This window comes from Kitasatospora sp. NPDC006697 (assembly GCF_042869935.1).
Classification (GTDB): domain Bacteria; phylum Actinomycetota; class Actinomycetes; order Streptomycetales; family Streptomycetaceae; genus Kitasatospora.
On the sequence record NZ_JBIAGU010000003.1, the window covers coordinates 156,815 to 174,445 of the forward strand.

The following is a 17,631-nucleotide window of genomic DNA, read 5'->3' on the forward strand; positions in this document are numbered from 1 at the left end:
GTAGGTCTCTTGACGTGGACGGTGGTAGTGTGCGCGCCTCTTTGATCCAACTCGCCGTGTCCGACGCCGAACCGGCGGCCGAGCGCCGGGCCCGCGCGGCCGCCCTGGTCCGGGCCCAGCGGGGAGCCGACCTGGTGGTGCTGCCGGAGCTGTGGGCCCTCGGCGGCTTCGCCTATGACGAGTGGTCGGCCGGTGCCGAACCCCTGGACGGCCCCACCGCTGACGCGATGTCAGCCGCCGCCAAGGACGTGGGCGCCTGGCTGCACGCCGGCTCGATCGTGGAGCGCGACCCGGACGGGCCGATCTACAACACCTCGCTGCTCTTCTCGCCCAGCGGCGACCTGGTGCACACCTACCGCAAGATCCACCGCTTCGGCTTCGACCGCGGCGAGGCGGTGGTGATGGGCGGCGGCCAGGAGATCGTCACCGCCGCCACCGGCTTCGCCACCCTGGGCCTGGCCACCTGCTACGACCTGCGCTTCCCGGAGCTGTTCCGGGCGCTGCTGGACGCCGGGGCCGAGCTGCTGGTGGTTCCCGCCGCCTGGCCGGCCCGCCGGGGCGACCACTGGAGCCTGCTGGCCCGGGCCCGCGCGGTGGAGGAGCAGGCCTACGTGCTGGCCTGCAACACCGCGGGCACCCACGGCGGCGTGGAGCAGGCCGGCCGCAGCGTGGTGGTGGACCCCTGGGGCGCGGTGCTGGCCGAGGCCGGCGCCGGCGAGGAGGTGCTCACCGTGGAGTTCGACCCGGCCGAGGTGGCCCGCACCCGGGAGGAGTTCCCGGTGCACCGGGACCGGCTGCTGGGCATCCCGGCGCCGGCCCAGCGCGGCTGACCGTCCCGGGCGTCCGGACCGTTTGAGAGGATTGCGGTTCGGTCCCTTGCCCTGGAGTGTCGGAGGTGGTGTGCGGTGGCCGTGTTCGGCACCGGTACCGGTCGCCTGCCGATCCAGCGCAACAGCCTGCGCGAGCAGATCTCGGGCGCGCTGCGCGAGGAGTTGATGTCCGGCCGCCTGCCGGCCGGCAGCAACTTCACGGTGAAGGAGATCGCCGAGCTCTACGGGGTCTCGGCGACCCCCGCCCGGGAGGCGCTGGTCGACCTGGCCGCCCAGGGCCTGCTGCGGGCCGAGCACCACCGTGGCTTCACCGTGCCCGAGCTGGCCTGGTCCGACTTCCTGGAGATCTTCGAGGCCCGCACCCTGCTCACCGACAGCGCCTTCCGCCAGCTCGCCCACCGCCCCGGCGCGACCGACCCCGGACGGCTGGACCCGGGCCGGCTGGGCTCGCTGCGGCGCCGGGCCGAGGCGGCCAGCCGGGCCGTCCGGGCCGGGCAGCTGGACGTGATGGTCGGCTGCGACCGGCGGTTCTGGCAGGGCATCGCCGAGTTCCTGGAGAACCGGCGGATCGCCGAGTACCTGGACTGGCTGCGGGTGCAGTCCTGGATGTTCGCCGCGCCCTACCTGCGGGCCGGCGGCGACCTGGCCGGGGTCTGCTGGGACCGGCAGCCCGAACTGGTCGAGCTGATCGCCGCCGGGGACGTGGCCGGGGCCCGCCGGCTGATGGACGGGTACAACCTCTTCACGGTGCGGCTGCTGGCCTCGCTGACCGGTGAGTCGCTGGACTCGGTCGCGGTGCTCCCGCTGCTCACCGGCGGCGAGGGAGCCTGAGCCCGAGCCCGCGCCGGGCCGGTAGGGTGGTCGGGGCGCCGCGAGCCGGCCGCGCCCGGCACCGCAGGTGCCCGCCCACCCGGAGAGGAAGAACGGCCGTGGCCTGCGACCTCTGGCTGGTCCCGCTGGTGGACGTGCTGACCCACAGTCCCGAGAACCCGTTCCGCGAGGACCTGGACGTCTACAACGCGGCGCTCGCCGCCCGCGGCATGCCGCCGGTGCCGGTCTACCAGTTCGCCCCCGGGATCACCGGCGGGGTGGAGCCGATAGCCGCCTTCGACTACGACTCGCTGCACTTCCTGCGCCGGGCCTACCTGCTGCAGCTGACCGGCTTCGAGCTCACCCCGGTGGACGCGCTGGGCGGCGACTACGAGCAGCTGCTGGAGATGTTCGAGGCCACCGCCGAGCAGTCGCACCTGGTGTGGCACTTCGACCACGCCGGCGCCTACGTGCCGATCGAGTTCGAGGTGCCGCTGGTGGACCAGGCGCTGCTCGCCTCCGGCGGGCCGCTGGGCTCCTCCTACGGGCTGCTGCGCGAGCTGCAGGCGATCGCCCCGGCGCTCGGCATCGACCCGCTCAACCCGCCGGGGCCGACCCGGCCGCTCGGCCCGACCGGGCTGGAGCAGCCGTTCGCCCCGCCGCTGGACGACGTGCACCCGTACGCCCGGGAGCGGCACGCCTGGGCCGGGCTCTACGCGGCGGCCACCCGGAGCCTCACCCAGGGCTCCATGGTGGTCTTCGCCTGAACCCGGCGGCCGGCCGGGTCAGCGCAGCGGGCCCTCCGGGGGCCGCTGGCGCGGCATGGTCGGCCGGGTGCCGGGCGCCGGCAGCACCCGCACCTGGGCCGGCACCCCGCCCTCCGAGCGACTGCCCCAGGAGCCGGGCGCCTGGGTGGGCAGCTGGGTCATCCGGGCCCGGAACTCCAGCATCCACTCCGAGGTCTCGCTGCGGACCAGCTCCGAGACGTCCTCGCAGAACCGCCGCAGCACCCCGAGGCAGCGCTCGGCGGCCTCGCCCGCGGTGCCCTCGGTGGGGCCCAGCACCTCCCGCACGCACTCCGAGGCCCAGTCGAACTGGAAGGCCTCCAGCCGGCGCTGCAGCGCCTGCCCGGTGGAGACGTCCCGCATCCACCCGCTGCTCAGCCCGAAGGCCCGGTCGGCGCCCAGGCAGCCAGCCGCCAGCGCCAGCGCCACGTAGCCCCAGGCGCTGCCGTGCGGCAGGTGCCCGGTCAGCTGCACCAGCGGCAGGGTCACCCCGGCCACCCCGAGCGCGGCCGCGCCGAACCGCAGCAGCCGGGCCCAGCGCCGCTTCCAGAGCCGGTCCCGGCGGTACCACTCGATCGCCTCGACCGCCCGCTCCTCGGACCAGCGGTACAGCTCCTCCAGGCGCTCGGCGGGCTCGCCCCAGTCCCCCAGCGGGAACTGGCGGGCACTCAGATCGGCGCGGCGGCGGGTGGCGGCCCGGTCCCGGCCGGGGCCGGCCGCGAGCGCGGGCTGGTCCTCCTCGCCGACGTCCTTGCCCCAGGGACTTTCCTCGGGCTGCATTTCGGGCTGGCTCACCTGTGGGGCTCCCTTGACGGGCCTGACTGCTGGGCTCTGCTGGGTATCCAACAGCACTTCTTACCGCCAAATGGCTGACCATGTGGGCCGTTCCGGACTGATCGTTACCCGAAAAGGCGTCAGAACCCCGTGGTGGGACGATTGCGGAAGTCGGCCGGAGTTCACTCGTCCGAGGGAGGGCGGCGGTGACCGCGAACCTGACCGGGTCCACCGCCCGGCCGAACCTCCGAACCGGGCGGCCCGCCGCACCAAGATCGCTGGAGGTTCGCACAACCCCGCGGACCTGCGGCTTCCGGCCACCGGCTACCCTTGCCAAGCGTGAAGGTCCTCGTCATCGGCGGCGGCGCCCGCGAACACGCCCTGTGCCGCTCCCTGTCCCAAGATCCCGCCGTCAGCGAGCTGCACTGTGCCCCCGGCAACGCCGGCATCGGACAGCTGGCGACCGTCCACCCGGTGGACCAGCTGGACGGCGCGGCCGTGGCCGCGCTGGCCCGCGAGCTGGCCGCCGACCTGGTCGTGGTCGGCCCCGAGGCACCGCTGGTGGCCGGGGTGGCCGACGCGGTCCGGGAGGCCGGCATCCCGGTCTTCGGCCCGTCCGGCGCGGCCGCCCAGCTCGAGGGCTCCAAGGCCTTCGCCAAGGAGGTGATGGCCGGCGCCGGTGTGCCCACCGCCCGGTCCTACGTCTGCACCACCCCCGAGGAGGCGGCCGAGGCGCTGGATGCCTTCGGCGCGCCCTACGTGGTCAAGGACGACGGCCTGGCCGCCGGCAAGGGCGTGGTGGTCACCGCCGACCGCACCGCCGCGCTGGCCCACGCCGCCGGCTGCATGGAGGCACCCCCGGCCGGAGGCGGGGGGAGGGTGGTGATCGAGGAGTACCTGGACGGCCCGGAGGTCTCGCTCTTCGCGATCACCGACGGCACCACCGTGCTGCCGCTGCAGCCCGCGCAGGACTTCAAGCGCGCGCTGGACGGCGACGCCGGCCCCAACACCGGCGGCATGGGCGCCTACTCCCCGCTGCCCTGGGCCCCGGAGGGCCTGGTCGCGGAGGTGCTGGAGACCGTGCTGCAGCCCACCGTGGACGAGCTGCGCCGCCGCGGCACCCCGTTCTCCGGCCTGCTCTACGCGGGCCTGGCGCTCACCTCGCGCGGCACCCGGGTGATCGAGTTCAACGCCCGGTTCGGCGACCCGGAGACCCAGGTCGTGCTGGCCCGGCTGCGCACCCCGCTGGCGGGCGTGCTGCTGGCCTCGGCCACCGGCACGCTGGCCGACCTGGAGCCGCTGCGCTGGGACGAGGGCGCCGCGGTCACCGTGGTGGTCGCCGCCGAGGGCTACCCGGCGGCGCCGCGCTCCGGCGACCCGATCGAGGGCCTGGCCGCGGCCGAGTCCGCCGACGGCACCGTCTACGTGCTGCACGCGGGCACCAGGCTGGACGGCGAGGGCCGGGTGCTCAGCGCCGGCGGCCGGGTGCTCTCGGTGACCGCCACCGGCGGCTCGCTGGCCGAGGCCCGGGAGCGCGCCTACGCGGGCGTGGCCGAGATCAAGCTGGACGGCTCCCAGCACCGCACCGACATCGCGCTGAAGGCCGCCCAGTAGCGCGACCCGCCGCCGCCAGGGGCGCTGCGTCCGGGGAACACCCCCATGGACGCAGCGCCCCTGCCGTGTTGTGGCCGGTGGCGGGCGGTGCGGGCGGACCGCGAACGGGCGGGGCGATTCCAGCCCTTCGAGTGAAAGCGCGGACATCCGGCTGACGCGGGGCCGCCGGCGGCCGTAGGGTGCGCTGGATCGCGGGCCCGCGCCGGGCGCGAACCGCGGTCGCCGCCGGGTGCGCGAGCCCGCGCGGGGGGAAGCTGCAGGGGCGGGCGGCACCGGCCTCGGTCCCGCGTCACCGGGACGAGTGGAATCCGGGCCGGCGCGGAACACCGGCCCGTCCGTGTGCGTCACACCTGTGCGAAGGACGCCGCCAGGGCCGGGGGCGGTCGCCGACCGGTCGGCACCCGCGGGGTGTCCGGCACCGATTCACTGTCCGACTCCGAAGGGGGTGCAGCACCGGATGGCCGCTTTCGACGCTGCCCGTGCCAGGGCCCGTGCGCTGCTGCGGATCCGCGCCCTGGCCAGGGCCGCCGCCGTGCTGCCCGCCGCCGTCGCGGTGGTGCTGCTGGCCGGCCGGTGGACCGGCCGCCTGGGCGCCACCGGCTCGCCGGACCAGGCCGGCTGGGACGCGGCCCGGTGGGCCGTCGGCGCGCTGGCCGTGCTGGTCGGCGCGGTCGCGCTGGCCGCGATCCGCCGGCACGCCCGGGCGGTGCCGCCCAGCACCCCGGCGATACCGGTGCTCGAGCGGCAGGCGCCCGAACTGCACCGGCAGATCCACGAGCTGGCCGACCGGCTCGGGGTGCCGGCGCCGGGCGGGATCGCGCTCACCCCGGACTGCGACAGCTGGCTGGAGGAGCGGCCGGAGGGCGGCGCCCCGCTGCTGGTGATCGGCTCGCCGTTCCTCTGGTGGATGCGGGCCGGCGAGCTGCGCGCGCTGCTCGCCCCGGTGGTGGCCGGCACCGCGGTCGCCGCCGACCCGGAGGTGGCCGCCGCCCGGGCGTTCGTCCGCGGGCTGGACGCGGCGCTGGGCACCGGCCGGTTCGGACCGGCCTCCCGGCTGCTGGACCGGATCACCCGCACCCTGCTGCGGCTGAGCCGCACCGACGCGGCCGAGCTGGAGCGGGCCGCCGCCGCGGCCGCCGCCGAGCAGGCCCGGGCGGTGGACTACGGGCTGCGGATCGCCGCCCAGGGCCAGGTCGGGCTGGCCTACGCGGGCTGGGACCGGCTGCTCACCCGGGTGGCCGCCCCGGCCTGGCGGCTGGGCCGCTGCCCGGCCCAGCTGAACGCCGGGGTGGCGGCCGCGCTCACCGAGCTGTCCCGCCGGGACCGGCTGGCCGAGGGCTACGAGGCCCGGCTCGGCGACCGCCCGGCCTGCGACCTGCTGGAGGAGCCGGGCGCGATGGACGAGGCCGTCTCGCTGCTGGCCGCCGAGCTGTTCCACGGCCCCGTCCCGGCCGGCCGGGCCGACCTGCTCTGGGCCGACTACCCGGAGCAGGTGGTGGACCGCGGCTGGCGGCTGCGCGCGATGGCGCTGCAGGAGGCGCTGGACGCGGTCGCCCCGGTGCACGGCACCGGCCGCCCGCCGGGCACCCTGGCCCGGCTGCTGGCCCAGCTGGACGCCGGCCGGGCACCCGAGCTGGCGCGCGCGCTGGCGGCCGGCCAGGAGGGCACCGGCGGCGAGCAACTGGCCGACTGCGTCAGCGCGATGGTCTGCTGCGCGGCGGTGGACGGGGCCGGCGGGCGGCCCGGCCTGGACTGGCTGGACGGGCCGGTGCTGCTGCTCGGCGGGGTCCGCCGGGGCGACCTGGCCGACCCGGTGGTGGAGGCGGTGGAGCAGGGCGCGGTGGACGCGCTGCGCGCCTGGCTGGAGGCGGCCGGGGTGCGGCTGGAACAGCCGGTCAGGCTGGGCTGACCGGTCGGCGGATCGCCCGATCGGGGAACGCCCGTCACCTCTTGCTCACATGGGGTGACGCGCTACCGGCACTCTGTGGTCTCCTGGGCCACACGCATTTTTCCGTGGCATGTGCCAAGTACGGCGGCATTGCGGGAGGGGCAGCATGGACAAGGAGCCGTCGGGCCGCAGATGGGAGTCCGGGACGCTCGCGCACGGCGTCTCGGACCCGTTCGGACAGGGCCCGCTGCCCTGGCTGCGCAGCCCCGACCACTACTTCGAGGGCACCGAGGACGCGATCCCCTGGTACGTCAGCACCGACGCCCCCGGCCAGCGGCCGCTGCCCGCCGCCCCGCCGCCGCTGATCGGCACGCCGCGCAACTCCGACGACGTGGTGCAGCAGATCAAGGGCTTCACCTCGGCCGGGGTTGTGCACCCGGGCGAGGCGGTGGACCTGCGGGTGACGGTGCACCCGCCGCGCGACTTCCTGGTGGACGTCTACCGGATCGGCCACTACGCGGGCGCCGGGGCGCAGCACATGACCGCCTCGCCGCTGATCCCCGGGATGCGGCAGCCGGCGCCGCTGGTGGTCGGACGGACCGTCAGCTGCCACCACTGGTGGCACTCCTGGCGGCTGCAGGTCCCGAACCACTGGCGGCCGGGCGCCTACGTGGCCGTGCTCACCACCGCCGACCAGCGGCACCGCAGCCACGTGCCGTTCACCGTCCGGGACCCGCTGGGCGCCGAGTCGGCCGCCGAGCTGCTGCTGGTGCTGCCGGACGTCACCTGGCAGGCCTACAACCTCTTCCCGGAGGACGGCCACACCGGCGCCAGCCTCTACCACGCCTGGGACTCCGGCGGCTCGCTGGTCGGCGAGGGCGGGGCGGCCGTCACGGTCTCCTTCGACCGCCCGCACGCCGGGGCCGGGCTGCCGCTGCACGTCGGCCACGCCTACGACTTCATCCGCTGGGCCGAGCGCTACGGCTACGACCTGGCCTACGCCACCGCCAGCGACCTGCACGCCGGCCTGGTCGAGCCGTCCCGGCACCGGGCGCTGATCTTCCCGGGGCACGACGAGTACTGGTCGGAGCCGATGCGCAGGGCCGCCGAGCGGGCCAGGGACGGCGGCACCTCGCTGGTCTTCCTCTCCGCCAACACCATGTACTGGCGGGTCGACCTGAGCCCGGGGCCGGCCGGCGAGCCGAACCGGCTGCTCAACTGCCGCAAGCGCCAGCGGGTGCCGCCCGGCTCCCCGGCGGCCGGCCGGCCCGGCTCGGCCAGCGCCCTGTGGCGGGACGCCGGCGAGCCGGAGCAGCAGCTGATCGGGGTGCAGTACGCGGGCCGGGTGGCCCAGCCGGTGCCGCTGCGGGCCGGCAACACCTGGCACTGGCTCTGGGCCGGCACCGGGCTGCGGGACGGCGACGAGGTGCCGGGGCTGGTCGCGGGCGAGGCCGACCGGTACTTCCCGAAGGTGGCGCTGCCCGCGCACAGCGAGCGGATCCTGCTGGCCCACTCGCCCTACCAGGACGAGCAGGGCCGCCCCCGGCACCAGGAGACCTCGCTCTACCGGGCGCCCAGCGGGGCGTACGTCTTCGCCTCCGGCACCTTCGCCTGGTCGCCCGCGCTGGACCGGCCCGGCCACACCGACGAGCGCATCCAGCGGGCCACCGCGAACCTGCTGGACCGGGTCTGCAAGGACGACTGAGGGGGCCCATGAAAGGATCGGTGGCGTCCCGTGACCCCCACATATGAGGACTGAGACCACTGTGAGCGGATTCGTCACCAAGCCCGAGCCGGTCCAGGTGCCCGGTCTGGAGCACCTGCACACCGGCAAGGTCCGCGATCTCTACCGGGACCAGGCCGGACGACTGGTCATGGTGGCCAGCGACCGGACCTCGGCCTACGACTGGGTGCTGCCCACCGAGATCCCGGACAAGGGGCGGATCCTCACCCAGCTCTCGCTCTGGTGGTTCGAGCGGATCGGCGACCTGGTGCCCAACCACGTGATCTCCAGCGAGCTGCCGGCCGGCGCCCCCGCCGACTGGGCCGGCCGGACCCTGGTCTGCGACCCGCTGGAGATGTTCCCGGTGGAGTGTGTGGCCCGCGGCTACCTGACCGGCTCCGGACTGGTCGAGTACGACGCCCACCGGACGGTCTGCGGGATCGCGCTGCCCGAGGGCCTGGTGGACGGCTCGGAGCTGCCCGCGCCGATCTACACCCCGGCCACCAAGGCCGAGGTCGGCGAGCACGACGAGAACGTCCCCTACGAGGAGACCGCCCGCCGGATCGGCGCCGACTGGGCCGCCACCCTGCGGCAGACCACCCTGGCGGTCTACACCCGGGCCCGGGACATCGCCCGGGAGCAGGGCATCATCGTGGCCGACACCAAGTTCGAGTTCGGCCTGGGCGGCGGCGAGCTGGTGATCGGCGACGAGGTGCTGACCCCGGACTCCTCCCGGTTCTGGCCGGCCGACCTCTGGAAGCCGGGCCAGGCGCAGCCTTCCTATGACAAGCAGATCATCCGCGACTGGCTGACCTCGGCCGAGTCCGGCTGGGACCGCACGAGCGAGCAGCCGCCGCCCGCGCTGCCGGCCGAGGTGGCCGAGCACACCCGCAACCGCTACGTCGAGGTGTACGAGCGGCTGACCGGCACCGAGTGGGTCTGACGCCCGTTCGGCTCACGGCCGGTCAGATCCAGCCGTGCTCGCGGGCGATCCGGGCAGCCGCGTGCCGGTTCTCGGCGCCGAGCTTGCCCGCCGCCGAGGAGAGGTAGTTGCGCACCGTGCCGGCCGAGAGCGCGGCCCGGACGGCGATCTCGGTGATCGAGGCGCCGTCCGCGGCCAGCTCCAGCACATCGGTCTCGCGCGGGGTCAGCGGGCTGTCCCCGGCGCTGATCGCCTCGGCGGCCAGCTCCGGGTCGATGTAGCGGCCGCCGGCCAGCACGGTGCGGATGATGCCGGCCAGGTCGGCAGCGGAGACGGTCTTCGGCAGGAAGCCGCGCACCCCGACCTCCAGGGCCCGCTTGAGGTAGCCGGGGCGGCCGTGCCCGGTGACGATCATGGTGCGGCAGTCCGGCAGCCGGCGGCGCAGCTCCTCGGCCACCTCGAGGCCGTCGAACCCCGGCATCTGCAGGTCCAGCACCGCCACGTCCGGGCGGTGGCTCAGCGCCATGGCCAGCGCCTCGGGACCGGAGGCGGCCTGGGCGACCACCGTCAGGTCCTCCTCCAGCGCCAGCAGGGCGGCCAGCGCGCCGCGGATCAGGTGCTCGTCGTCGGCGAGCAGCACCCGCACGGCGGGGACGGGCGGGGTCATCGGACCAGCTCCTCTTCCAGCTCGGCGGCCGGCAGCGCCTCCCGGGCCGGCAGCACCGCGCGCAGGGTGTACCGCCCGCCGCCGCGCTCGCAGTGCAGCTCGCCGCCGAGCGCGCCCAGCCGCTCGCGCAGGCCGGCCAGCCCGCTGCCCGGGTGGTGCCCGATCGGCGGGGCCGCCGGCACCCCGTCGTTGACCAGCTCCAGCTCGGTCCCGCCGGCGTCCTGCCGCAGCCGCACGGTGACCCGGCCGGCCTCGCTGTGCCGCAGCACATTGGTGGCCGCCTCCCGGACCACCCAGCCGAGCACCGCCTGGACCAGCGGTTCCAGCGCCGCCGGGTCGGCCCCCGGCTCGACCAGGGTGTCGATCCCGGCGGCCCGCAGGACCGAGCGGGCGCCGGCCAGCTCGGCGGCCAGGTCGGCGGTCCGGTAGCCGCGCACCACCTCGCGCACCTCGCGGTGCGACTGCTGGGCGATCCGCTGCACCTCGACCATCTGGTCGGCGGCCTCCGCCCGGCCGCGGCGGGCCAGCTGGACGGCCAGCTCGGCCTTGAGCGCGATGGTGGTGAGGTTGCGGCCGAGCACGTCGTGCAGGTCTCGGGAGAACCGCAGGCGCTCCTCGGCCACCGCGAGCCGGGCCTGGTCCTCGCGGGCCCGGTCCAGCTCCCAGGTGACCTCCACGACCCAGGAGGAGCAGCGGCAGCTGGCCGCCGCGAAGACCAGCCCGATCAGCGAGCCGGTCAGCACCCCGAGGGCGGTGGGGACCGAGTGGCAGGAGACGGCCAGCGGCGGCAGCGCGAGCAGCAGCATCGGGGCCGCGCTCAGCGCCATCCGCTTGGGCGCCAGCGCGACCGCCGGGGCGACCACCCAGACCAGCAGCTGGAAGATCACCACGGTGGAGCCCGGGGTGCGCGGCGGGCCGCCGAGGTGCGGACCGAGCAGCAGGGTCAGCCAGATGCCCAGCTGGGTGGTGGCCGCGTGCAGCAGCAGCAACCGGACCGGCAGCGGCCGCCGCCCGGCGCGGGCGGCCAGCGAATCCCGCAGCACCGGCACCGAGAGCGCGGCGTTGACCAGGGCCGAGGCGGCCAGCGCGATCGCCGCGGCGTCGCTGGAGTCCCGGTGCAGCTGCTCCAGCGCGAACGGCGCCATCAGCAGCGGCATCAGCACCGTGAGGCTGTACAGCGAGTAGCGGCTGTAGAGCTCCACCCGCGCGGCCTTGGAGCCGTTGCGCCAACGTTCCCAGAGCTTCAACCCGTCACCCTCCCGTTCGACGCCGTCGCTCTATCAGACCAGCTCAACGGCGCGGTTCCCAGAGGAACCGGCGCTGGACCGCGTAGACCGCCAGCGCGGCCCAGACCAGCGCGCCCGGCAGGTAGAGCCACCAGCCCGCCGGGTGGTCGGCGCCGTCCGAGCCCAGCCAGCCGGTGCGCAGCAGGGCCAGCGCCGGGGTGGCGGGCAGCAGCCGGAAGCCGAGCGCCACCTGGTCGGGCAGCCCGGCGAACGGGACCACCAGGCCGGAGCCGAAGAGGGTCAGCACGGTCAGCGGCAGGGTGGTGATGCCGGCCGTCTCCACGGTCCTGGTGTAGGCGCTGGAGAGCGCGGCCAGCGGCACCAGCACCGCCAGCGCCAGCAGCAGACCGAGCAGCACCAGCAGCGGGTTGCGCGGGGCCGTCAGGCCGAAGCCCACCCCGACGGCCACGGTCAGCAGCACGACCTGCAGCAGCGCCAGCACCACCAGGGGCAGCGCGGTGCCGGTCAGGATCTGCCAGTCGGTCAGCTCGCCGGTGCGCAGCCGCTTGAGCACCAGCTCGTTGCGCCGGGCCACGTAGGCGCCGGTCAGGTTGTAGTAGACGCCGAAGACCAGCACGGTCAGGTAGAGGCCGACCAGCATCGCGCTGTGCAGGTCGGTGCCGGGCATCAGCGCGCGGTTGGCCTTGAGCATCTCGTGCAGCGCGCCGACCAGGGCCAGCGGCATGATCACGGCCATCGAGATCGCGGTCCGGTTGCGGCCCAGCAGCAGCGCCTCGGTGCGGGCCAGGGCGATCAGGCGGCGGGCGGTGCCCGGGACGGCGGGGCCGGTGGTGGCGGCGGTGGTCATCGGCGGGCTCCGGTCAGGGCGGGGGCTTCCTCGGTGCGGTCCTGCGGGTCCTCGGCGGCGATGGCCAGGAAGGCCTCCTCCAGGGTGGCGCTGCGGGCGTCCAGCCCGATCAGCGCGACGCCCTGCCGGTCGGCCCAGAGCAGCAGTTCGGTGAGGGTGCGCTGGAGCTGCCGGGTGCGGATGGTGACCCGGCGTCCGTCGAAGCCCACCTCGGCCCCGGGCAGCGGCAGCAGCGGCTCGCAGGGCTGCTCGGGCAGTTCGAAGCCGATCCGGGCCGGCCGGTCGGCGATCACCTCGGCGACCGTGCCCCGGGCCACCACCCGGCCGCGGTGCAGGATGGCCAGCCGGTCGGCCAGCTCCTCGGCCTCCTCCAGGTAGTGGGTGGTGAGCAGCACGGTGGTGCCACCCTCCCGCAGCTCCCGGACCAGCTGCCGGACGGCGGCCCTGGCCTGCGGGTCCAGCCCGGTGGTCGGCTCGTCCAGGAAGAGCACCTCGGGGCGGCCGATCAGCGCGACCGCCAGGTCCAGCCGGCGCTTCTCGCCGCCGGAGAGCTGCTTGACCCGGACCGCGGCCCGGTCGGCCAGGCCGACCAGGTCCATCGCCTCGGCCACCGGTCGCGGGGTGCTGCTGGTGCCGGCCCAGCCGCGCAGCGTCTCGGCCACCGTCAGATCGCCGGGGAAGCCGGCGTCCTGGAGCATGATCCCGATCCGCGGCCGGACGGCGGCGCGCTCCCGGAACGGGTCGTGGCCGAGCACCCGGACGGTGCCGCCGGTGGGCCGGGCCAGGCCCTCGATCAGTTCCATGGTCGAGGTCTTGCCGGCGCCGTTGGTGCCGAGCAGGGCGAACAGCTCGCCGCGCTGGACGGTGAGGTCGAGTCCGCGCACCGCCTCGAAGGAGTCGGCCGCGGTGGTGCCGTAGCGCCGGCGCAGGCCGGCGGCCTCGACGGCGTGGGGAGCGACTGTCATGCGGCAAGCGTCCCGCGGGCCCGCGGACGGCGGCAGTGCGCGGCCGCACCGATCGCCCGGGCACTTCTACGGGTGGGCGGTGACAAATGTCATCGGTGCCGGACGGGAAGGCCCCGGATGGGAAGGCGCTGGACGGGAAGGCGCTGGACGGGAAAGGCCGGCTGGGAAAGCGAAAGCGGCCCCCCGAAGGGAGCCGCTTTCCGATGGAGCGGACGACGAGATTCGAACTCGCGACCCTCACCTTGGCAAGGTGATGCTCTACCAACTGAGCCACGTCCGCACGATCTTCACTTGTACTGCACAGCACCTTAGCAGGTGTTGCTGCGAGCGGACGACGAGATTCGAACTCGCGACCCTCACCTTGGCAAGGTGATGCTCTACCAACTGAGCCACGTCCGCATGTCGTGCTTCCCGGTGTCTTTCGACCCCGGTTGCGGCGACGAGAAATACTCTACCCCATCGCCGGGAGTGGTCGTGCACCCCTTCCGGCGCAGGCCGCTCGGCCCGCGGGCGGAAGGGGTGCGACCCAGGTCAGTTGGCCTCGGAGAACGCTTCGTAGACGTGCTTGGGGATGCGGCCGCGGGCCGGCAGCTCCATGCCCCGGGACTGTGCCCAGGCGCGCACGGCGGCCGGGTCCGGGGCCAGGGCGGTGCGGCGGAAGGACTTTCCGGTGCGGCTCTGGCGGCGGCCGGCCGCGACGAAGGGGGCGAGCGCCTCGCGCAGCTTTTCCGCGTTGTCCACGGACAGGTCGATCTCGTACGACTTCCCGTCGACGCCGAAGTGGACGGTTTCCGCGGCTGCGCCGCCGTCCAGGTCGTCGGAGAGCGTGACAACTACACGCTGAGCCATGGGTGTCAATCCTCTCGGCAATTCGGCCGACCGGGCGCGGTGTGCCGCGGCGGCCCTGTGCGCCGGCGCGCAGGGGGGCATCAGGGTGGACATGCCACCCGCACGCGGCTCCCCGTCGATGCCGGTGGCCCTATTCTGCACCGGCGGGTCGGGGAAATCGATGGTGCCTGCTTTCTTTTTCCGGATATTCACCTCGCTTCGCCTCCGTACGGATACTTCGCCGCAGATTGCGTCCCGGCGGGGACGCCGGTGATGACTCTTTCGCTGGTCGATCTGTCCCATGTGCCGGTATTCGGCCGGTCCGGAAGGGGGCGGGCGCTGGGCCGCCGGAAGGCGATAAAGCACGATTGGGGAGGCTTGGAACCCGTGGTGCGTAAGGGGTGGAGGTCTACGCGCGTTGCAATCCCCGGGACGTCGAACGACCTCCGCACCCCGGTACTCTGAAGGTCCCCCGCCTTCACGCACCACACCATTGGGAGTGCCAGTGGCACGCGTCGTAGTCGACGTCATGCTCAAGCCGGAGATCCTCGACCCCCAGGGACAGGCGGTGCAGCGCGCACTGCCCCGTCTCGGATTCGACGGGATCGCCGACGTCCGCCAGGGCAAGCGTTTCGAGCTGGAACTGGAGGGCCCGGTGGACGACGCCGCGCTCACCCGGATCCGCGAGGCCGCCGAGACCTTCCTCGCCAACACGGTGATCGAGGACTTCACCGTCCGGGTGGAGGACGGCCAGTGACCACCCGGGTCGGCGTCGTCACCTTCCCCGGTTCGCTGGACGACCGGGACGCGCAGCGCGCGATCCGGCTGGCCGGCGCCGAGCCGGTCGCGCTCTGGCACCGTGACAAGGATCTCCACCAGGTCGACGCCGTGGTGCTGCCGGGCGGATTCAGCTACGGCGACTATCTGCGCGCCGGTGCCATCTCCCGGTTCTCGCCGGTGATGGCGACCCTGATCGAGCAGGCGAAGCTCGGAATGCCGGTCCTCGGTATCTGCAACGGCTTCCAGGTGCTCACCGAGTCGCACCTGCTGCCCGGCGCGATGCTGCGGAACAACCACCTGCACTTCATCTGCCGGGACCAGAAGCTGCGGGTCGAGAATGCGGCCACCGCGTGGACGTCCGATTACCAGGCGGGCCAGGAGATTTCGATCCCGCTGAAGAACATGGACGGCCGCTACACCGCCGACCCGCGCACCATCGAGGAGCTGGAGTCCGAGGGCCGGGTGGTATTCCGTTACGTCGACCTGAACCCCAACGGTTCGATCAACGATATTGCCGGGATCACCAACGCCGCGGGCAACGTGGTCGGCCTCATGCCGCACCCCGAGCACGCGGTGGAGCCGCTGGTCGGCACCGGCAAGACCGACGGTCTGCCGTTCTTCACGTCCGTCCTGAAGCAGCTGGTGAGTTCCTGAGATGACTCTCGACACCGTCAAGAACGCCGAGCAGACCCCCGACGCCGCCCAGCCCTGGGCCGAACTCGGCCTCAAGCAGGACGAGTACGCCCGGATCCGGGACATCCTCGGCCGCCGCCCGACCGGCGCCGAGCTGGCCATGTACTCGGTGATGTGGTCGGAGCACTGCTCCTACAAGAGCAGCAAGGTCCACCTCAAGCAGTTCGGCGAGAAGGCCCCGCAGTCCGACGCGATGCTGGTCGGCATCGGCGAGAACGCCGGCGTGGTGGACGTGGGCCAGGGCTACGCGGTCACCTTCAAGGTCGAGTCGCACAACCACCCGTCCTACATCGAGCCCTACCAGGGCGCGGCCACCGGCATCGGCGGCATCGTGCGCGACATCCTGGCGATGGGCGCCCGCCCGGTCGCCGTGATGGACCCGCTGCGGTTCGGTGCGGCGGACCACCCGGACACCCGCCGGGTGCTGCCCGGGATCGTGGCCGGCATCGGCGGCTACGGCAACTGCCTGGGCCTGCCGAACATCGGCGGCGAGGTCGTCTTCGACCCCTGCTACCAGGGCAACCCGCTGGTCAACGCGCTCTGCGTGGGCGTGATGAAGCACGAGGACATCCACCTCGCGCAGGCCAGCGGCGCCGGCAACAAGGTCATCCTGTACGGAGCCCGGACCGGCGGCGACGGCATCGGCGGCGTCTCGGTGCTGGCCTCCGAGACCTTCGACGCGACCGGCCCGGCCAAGCGCCCCGCGGTGCAGGTCGGCGACCCGTTCCAGGAGAAGCTGCTGATCGAGTGCACCCTGGAGGTCTTCCGGGAGCACCTGGTGCTGGGCATCCAGGACCTCGGCGGCGCCGGCCTCTCCTGCGCCACCTCGGAGCTGGCCTCGGCCGGTTCCGGCGGCATGCGGATCGAGCTGGACAGCGTGCCGCTGCGCGACGCCACGCTCTCGCCGGAGGAGATCCTCATGAGCGAGTCGCAGGAGCGGATGTGCGCCATCGTCGAGCCCGAGAAGGTCGACCGCTTCCTGGAGATCTGCGAGAAGTGGGACGTCATCGCCACCGTGATCGGTGAGGTGACCGAGGGCGAGCGGCTGGAGATCTTCTGGCACGGCGAGCAGGTCGTCGACGTGCCGCCGCGCACCGTCGCCCACGACGGCCCGGTCTACCAGCGCCCCTACGCCCGCCCGTCCTGGCAGGACGCGCTGCAGGCGGACGCGCCGACCGCCGAGCGGCTGGCCCGCCCGGCGAACGGCGCGGAGCTCAAGGCGGCCCTGCTGGCCGTCGCCGGTTCGCCGAACCAGGCCTCCAAGGCGTGGATCACCGACCAGTACGACCGGTTCGTGATCGGCAACACCGTGCTGGCCACCCCCGAGGACTCCGGCATGATCCGGATCGACGAGGAGACCAACCTCGGCGTCTCGGTGGCGACCGACGGCAACGGCCGCTACGCCAAGCTGGACCCGTACGCCGGTGCCCAGCTGGCGCTGGCCGAGGCCTACCGCAACGTGGCGGCCGGCGGCGCCAAGCCGCTCGCGGTCTCCGACTGCCTCAACTTCGGCTCCCCCGAGGACCCGGACGTGATGTGGCAGTTCGCCGAGGCCTGCCGCGGCCTGGCCGACGCCTGCCAGACCCTGGGCACCCCGGTGACCGGCGGCAACGTCTCGCTCTACAACCAGACCGGTGAGACGGCGATCCACCCGACCCCGGTGGTCGCGGTGCTCGGCGTCATCGACGACGTGACCCGGCGCACCCCGATCGGCTTCGCCGAGGAGGGCCACCACCTCTTCCTGCTCGGCGACACCGCCGACGAGCTGGGCGGTTCGGCCTGGTCGCAGGTGGCGCACAACCACCTCGGCGGCCTGCCGCCCAAGGTGGACCTGGAGCGCGAGCGGCTGCTCGCCGAGATCCTGATCGCCGCCTCGCGCGACGGCATGGTCGACGCGGCGCACGACCTCTCCGACGGCGGCCTGGCCCAGGCCCTGGTGGAGAGCTGCCTCAAGGGCGGCAAGGGCGCCCGGGTCATCGTGCCGGCCGACCTGGACCCGTTCGTCTTCCTCTTCTCGGAGTCGGCGGGCCGCGCGGTGGTGGCCGTGCCGCGCAGCGAGGAGCTGCGGTTCACCGACATGTGCGGCGCCCGCGGGCTGCCGGCCACCCGGATCGGCGTGGTGGACGGCGATGCGCTCGAGGTGCAGGGCCAGTTCACCGTGACCCTGGCCGAGCTGGCCGAGGCGCACACCGGTGTGATCGAGGCGCTGCTCGGCTGACGGCTGAGGCGTGCCATCCGGCCGGCCCGCCCCTGCCCCG

At 74.2% G+C, this 17,631-nt stretch carries 16 protein-coding genes and 2 tRNA genes; 10 read left to right on the top strand and 8 right to left on the bottom strand.

Features of this window, described 5'->3' with window-relative positions; all coding sequences use genetic code 11:
• The first annotated feature begins 29 nt into the window (after window positions 1-29).
• The 3 genes from ACFYNO_RS05975 to ACFYNO_RS05985 all read left to right on the top strand — a co-directional run bounded on the left by ACFYNO_RS05975 (window position 30) and on the right by ACFYNO_RS05985 (window position 2,407).
• A complete protein-coding gene (locus tag ACFYNO_RS05975) occupies window positions 30-830 on the top strand; it encodes a carbon-nitrogen family hydrolase (protein ID WP_388005930.1) in 801 nt (266 codons plus the stop codon).
• A 75-nt stretch (window positions 831-905) separates the two neighbouring features.
• Entirely contained in the window at window positions 906-1,661 is a 756-nt protein-coding gene (locus ACFYNO_RS05980; RefSeq protein WP_388005933.1) for a GntR family transcriptional regulator, read from the top strand.
• A 98-nt stretch (window positions 1,662-1,759) separates the two neighbouring features.
• Complete coding sequence (locus ACFYNO_RS05985) at window positions 1,760-2,407, top strand: hypothetical protein (protein WP_388005936.1); 648 nt, start codon at window positions 1,760-1,762, stop codon at window positions 2,405-2,407.
• An 18-nt stretch (window positions 2,408-2,425) separates the two neighbouring features.
• Here ACFYNO_RS05985 and ACFYNO_RS05990 read toward each other — a convergent pair whose 3' ends face one another.
• Entirely contained in the window at window positions 2,426-3,220 is a 795-nt protein-coding gene (locus ACFYNO_RS05990; protein WP_388005939.1) for an SLATT domain-containing protein, read from the bottom strand.
• A gap of 318 nt (window positions 3,221-3,538) precedes the next feature.
• On the opposite strand from ACFYNO_RS05990, the gene purD reads away from it, so the two are divergent.
• The 4 genes from purD (at window position 3,539) to ACFYNO_RS06010 (ending at window position 9,367) form a co-directional block, all read left to right on the top strand.
• Window positions 3,539-4,813 carry a phosphoribosylamine--glycine ligase gene (gene purD / locus ACFYNO_RS05995; RefSeq protein ID WP_388005942.1) on the top strand — a complete coding sequence of 425 codons (1,275 nt, stop codon included), beginning with the start codon at window positions 3,539-3,541 and terminating at the stop codon, window positions 4,811-4,813.
• Between the two features lie 457 nt (window positions 4,814-5,270).
• Window positions 5,271-6,722 carry a hypothetical protein gene (locus ACFYNO_RS06000; protein ID WP_388005945.1) on the top strand — a complete coding sequence of 484 codons (1,452 nt, stop codon included), beginning with the start codon at window positions 5,271-5,273 and terminating at the stop codon, window positions 6,720-6,722.
• A 145-nt stretch (window positions 6,723-6,867) separates the two neighbouring features.
• Window positions 6,868-8,406 (top strand): N,N-dimethylformamidase beta subunit family domain-containing protein, encoded by a 1,539-nt coding sequence (locus ACFYNO_RS06005; protein WP_388005948.1) that lies wholly within the window; start codon window positions 6,868-6,870, stop codon window positions 8,404-8,406.
• 61 nt (window positions 8,407-8,467) lie between these two features.
• Window positions 8,468-9,367 (top strand): phosphoribosylaminoimidazolesuccinocarboxamide synthase, encoded by a 900-nt coding sequence (locus ACFYNO_RS06010; RefSeq protein ID WP_388005951.1) that lies wholly within the window; start codon window positions 8,468-8,470, stop codon window positions 9,365-9,367.
• Between the two features lie 22 nt (window positions 9,368-9,389).
• Here ACFYNO_RS06010 and ACFYNO_RS06015 read toward each other — a convergent pair whose 3' ends face one another.
• The 7 genes from ACFYNO_RS06015 to ACFYNO_RS06045 form a co-directional block, all read right to left on the bottom strand.
• A complete protein-coding gene (locus ACFYNO_RS06015; RefSeq protein WP_388005954.1) occupies window positions 9,390-10,013 on the bottom strand; it encodes a response regulator in 624 nt (207 codons plus the stop codon).
• Complete coding sequence (locus tag ACFYNO_RS06020; protein WP_388005957.1) at window positions 10,010-11,260, bottom strand: sensor histidine kinase; 1,251 nt, start codon at window positions 11,258-11,260, stop codon at window positions 10,010-10,012. Before ACFYNO_RS06020 ends, ACFYNO_RS06015 begins: the two co-directional genes overlap by 4 nt.
• Before the next feature lie 43 nt (window positions 11,261-11,303).
• Window positions 11,304-12,107, bottom strand: coding sequence for an ABC transporter permease (locus ACFYNO_RS06025; protein WP_388005960.1), 804 nt, complete (start codon window positions 12,105-12,107; stop codon window positions 11,304-11,306).
• The gene (locus tag ACFYNO_RS06030) at window positions 12,104-13,072 is read right to left on the bottom strand and encodes an ABC transporter ATP-binding protein (protein WP_388005963.1); all 969 of its coding nucleotides are present in this window, start codon (window positions 13,070-13,072) and stop codon (window positions 12,104-12,106) included. Before ACFYNO_RS06030 ends, ACFYNO_RS06025 begins: the two co-directional genes overlap by 4 nt.
• Before the next feature lie 204 nt (window positions 13,073-13,276).
• Window positions 13,277-13,352 (bottom strand) — tRNA-Gly (locus ACFYNO_RS06035).
• Between the two features lie 46 nt (window positions 13,353-13,398).
• Window positions 13,399-13,471, bottom strand: a tRNA-Gly gene (locus ACFYNO_RS06040).
• 132 nt (window positions 13,472-13,603) lie between these two features.
• Window positions 13,604-13,921, bottom strand: coding sequence for an Lsr2 family protein (locus tag ACFYNO_RS06045; RefSeq protein ID WP_101380749.1), 318 nt, complete (start codon window positions 13,919-13,921; stop codon window positions 13,604-13,606).
• A gap of 478 nt (window positions 13,922-14,399) precedes the next feature.
• On the opposite strand from ACFYNO_RS06045, the gene purS reads away from it, so the two are divergent.
• The 3 genes from purS to purL are packed head-to-tail and all read left to right on the top strand — an operon-like array spanning window position 14,400 to window position 17,591.
• Window positions 14,400-14,657 (top strand): phosphoribosylformylglycinamidine synthase subunit PurS, encoded by a 258-nt coding sequence (gene purS / locus ACFYNO_RS06050; RefSeq protein ID WP_388005967.1) that lies wholly within the window; start codon window positions 14,400-14,402, stop codon window positions 14,655-14,657.
• Window positions 14,654-15,334 carry a phosphoribosylformylglycinamidine synthase subunit PurQ gene (purQ, locus tag ACFYNO_RS06055; RefSeq protein ID WP_388005969.1) on the top strand — a complete coding sequence of 227 codons (681 nt, stop codon included), beginning with the start codon at window positions 14,654-14,656 and terminating at the stop codon, window positions 15,332-15,334. The genes purS and purQ overlap by 4 nt, the downstream gene beginning before the upstream one ends.
• Window position 15,335: 1 nt before the next feature.
• Entirely contained in the window at window positions 15,336-17,591 is a 2,256-nt protein-coding gene (gene purL / locus ACFYNO_RS06060) for a phosphoribosylformylglycinamidine synthase subunit PurL (protein WP_388005972.1), read from the top strand.
• The last annotated feature ends 40 nt before the right edge of the window (window positions 17,592-17,631 follow it).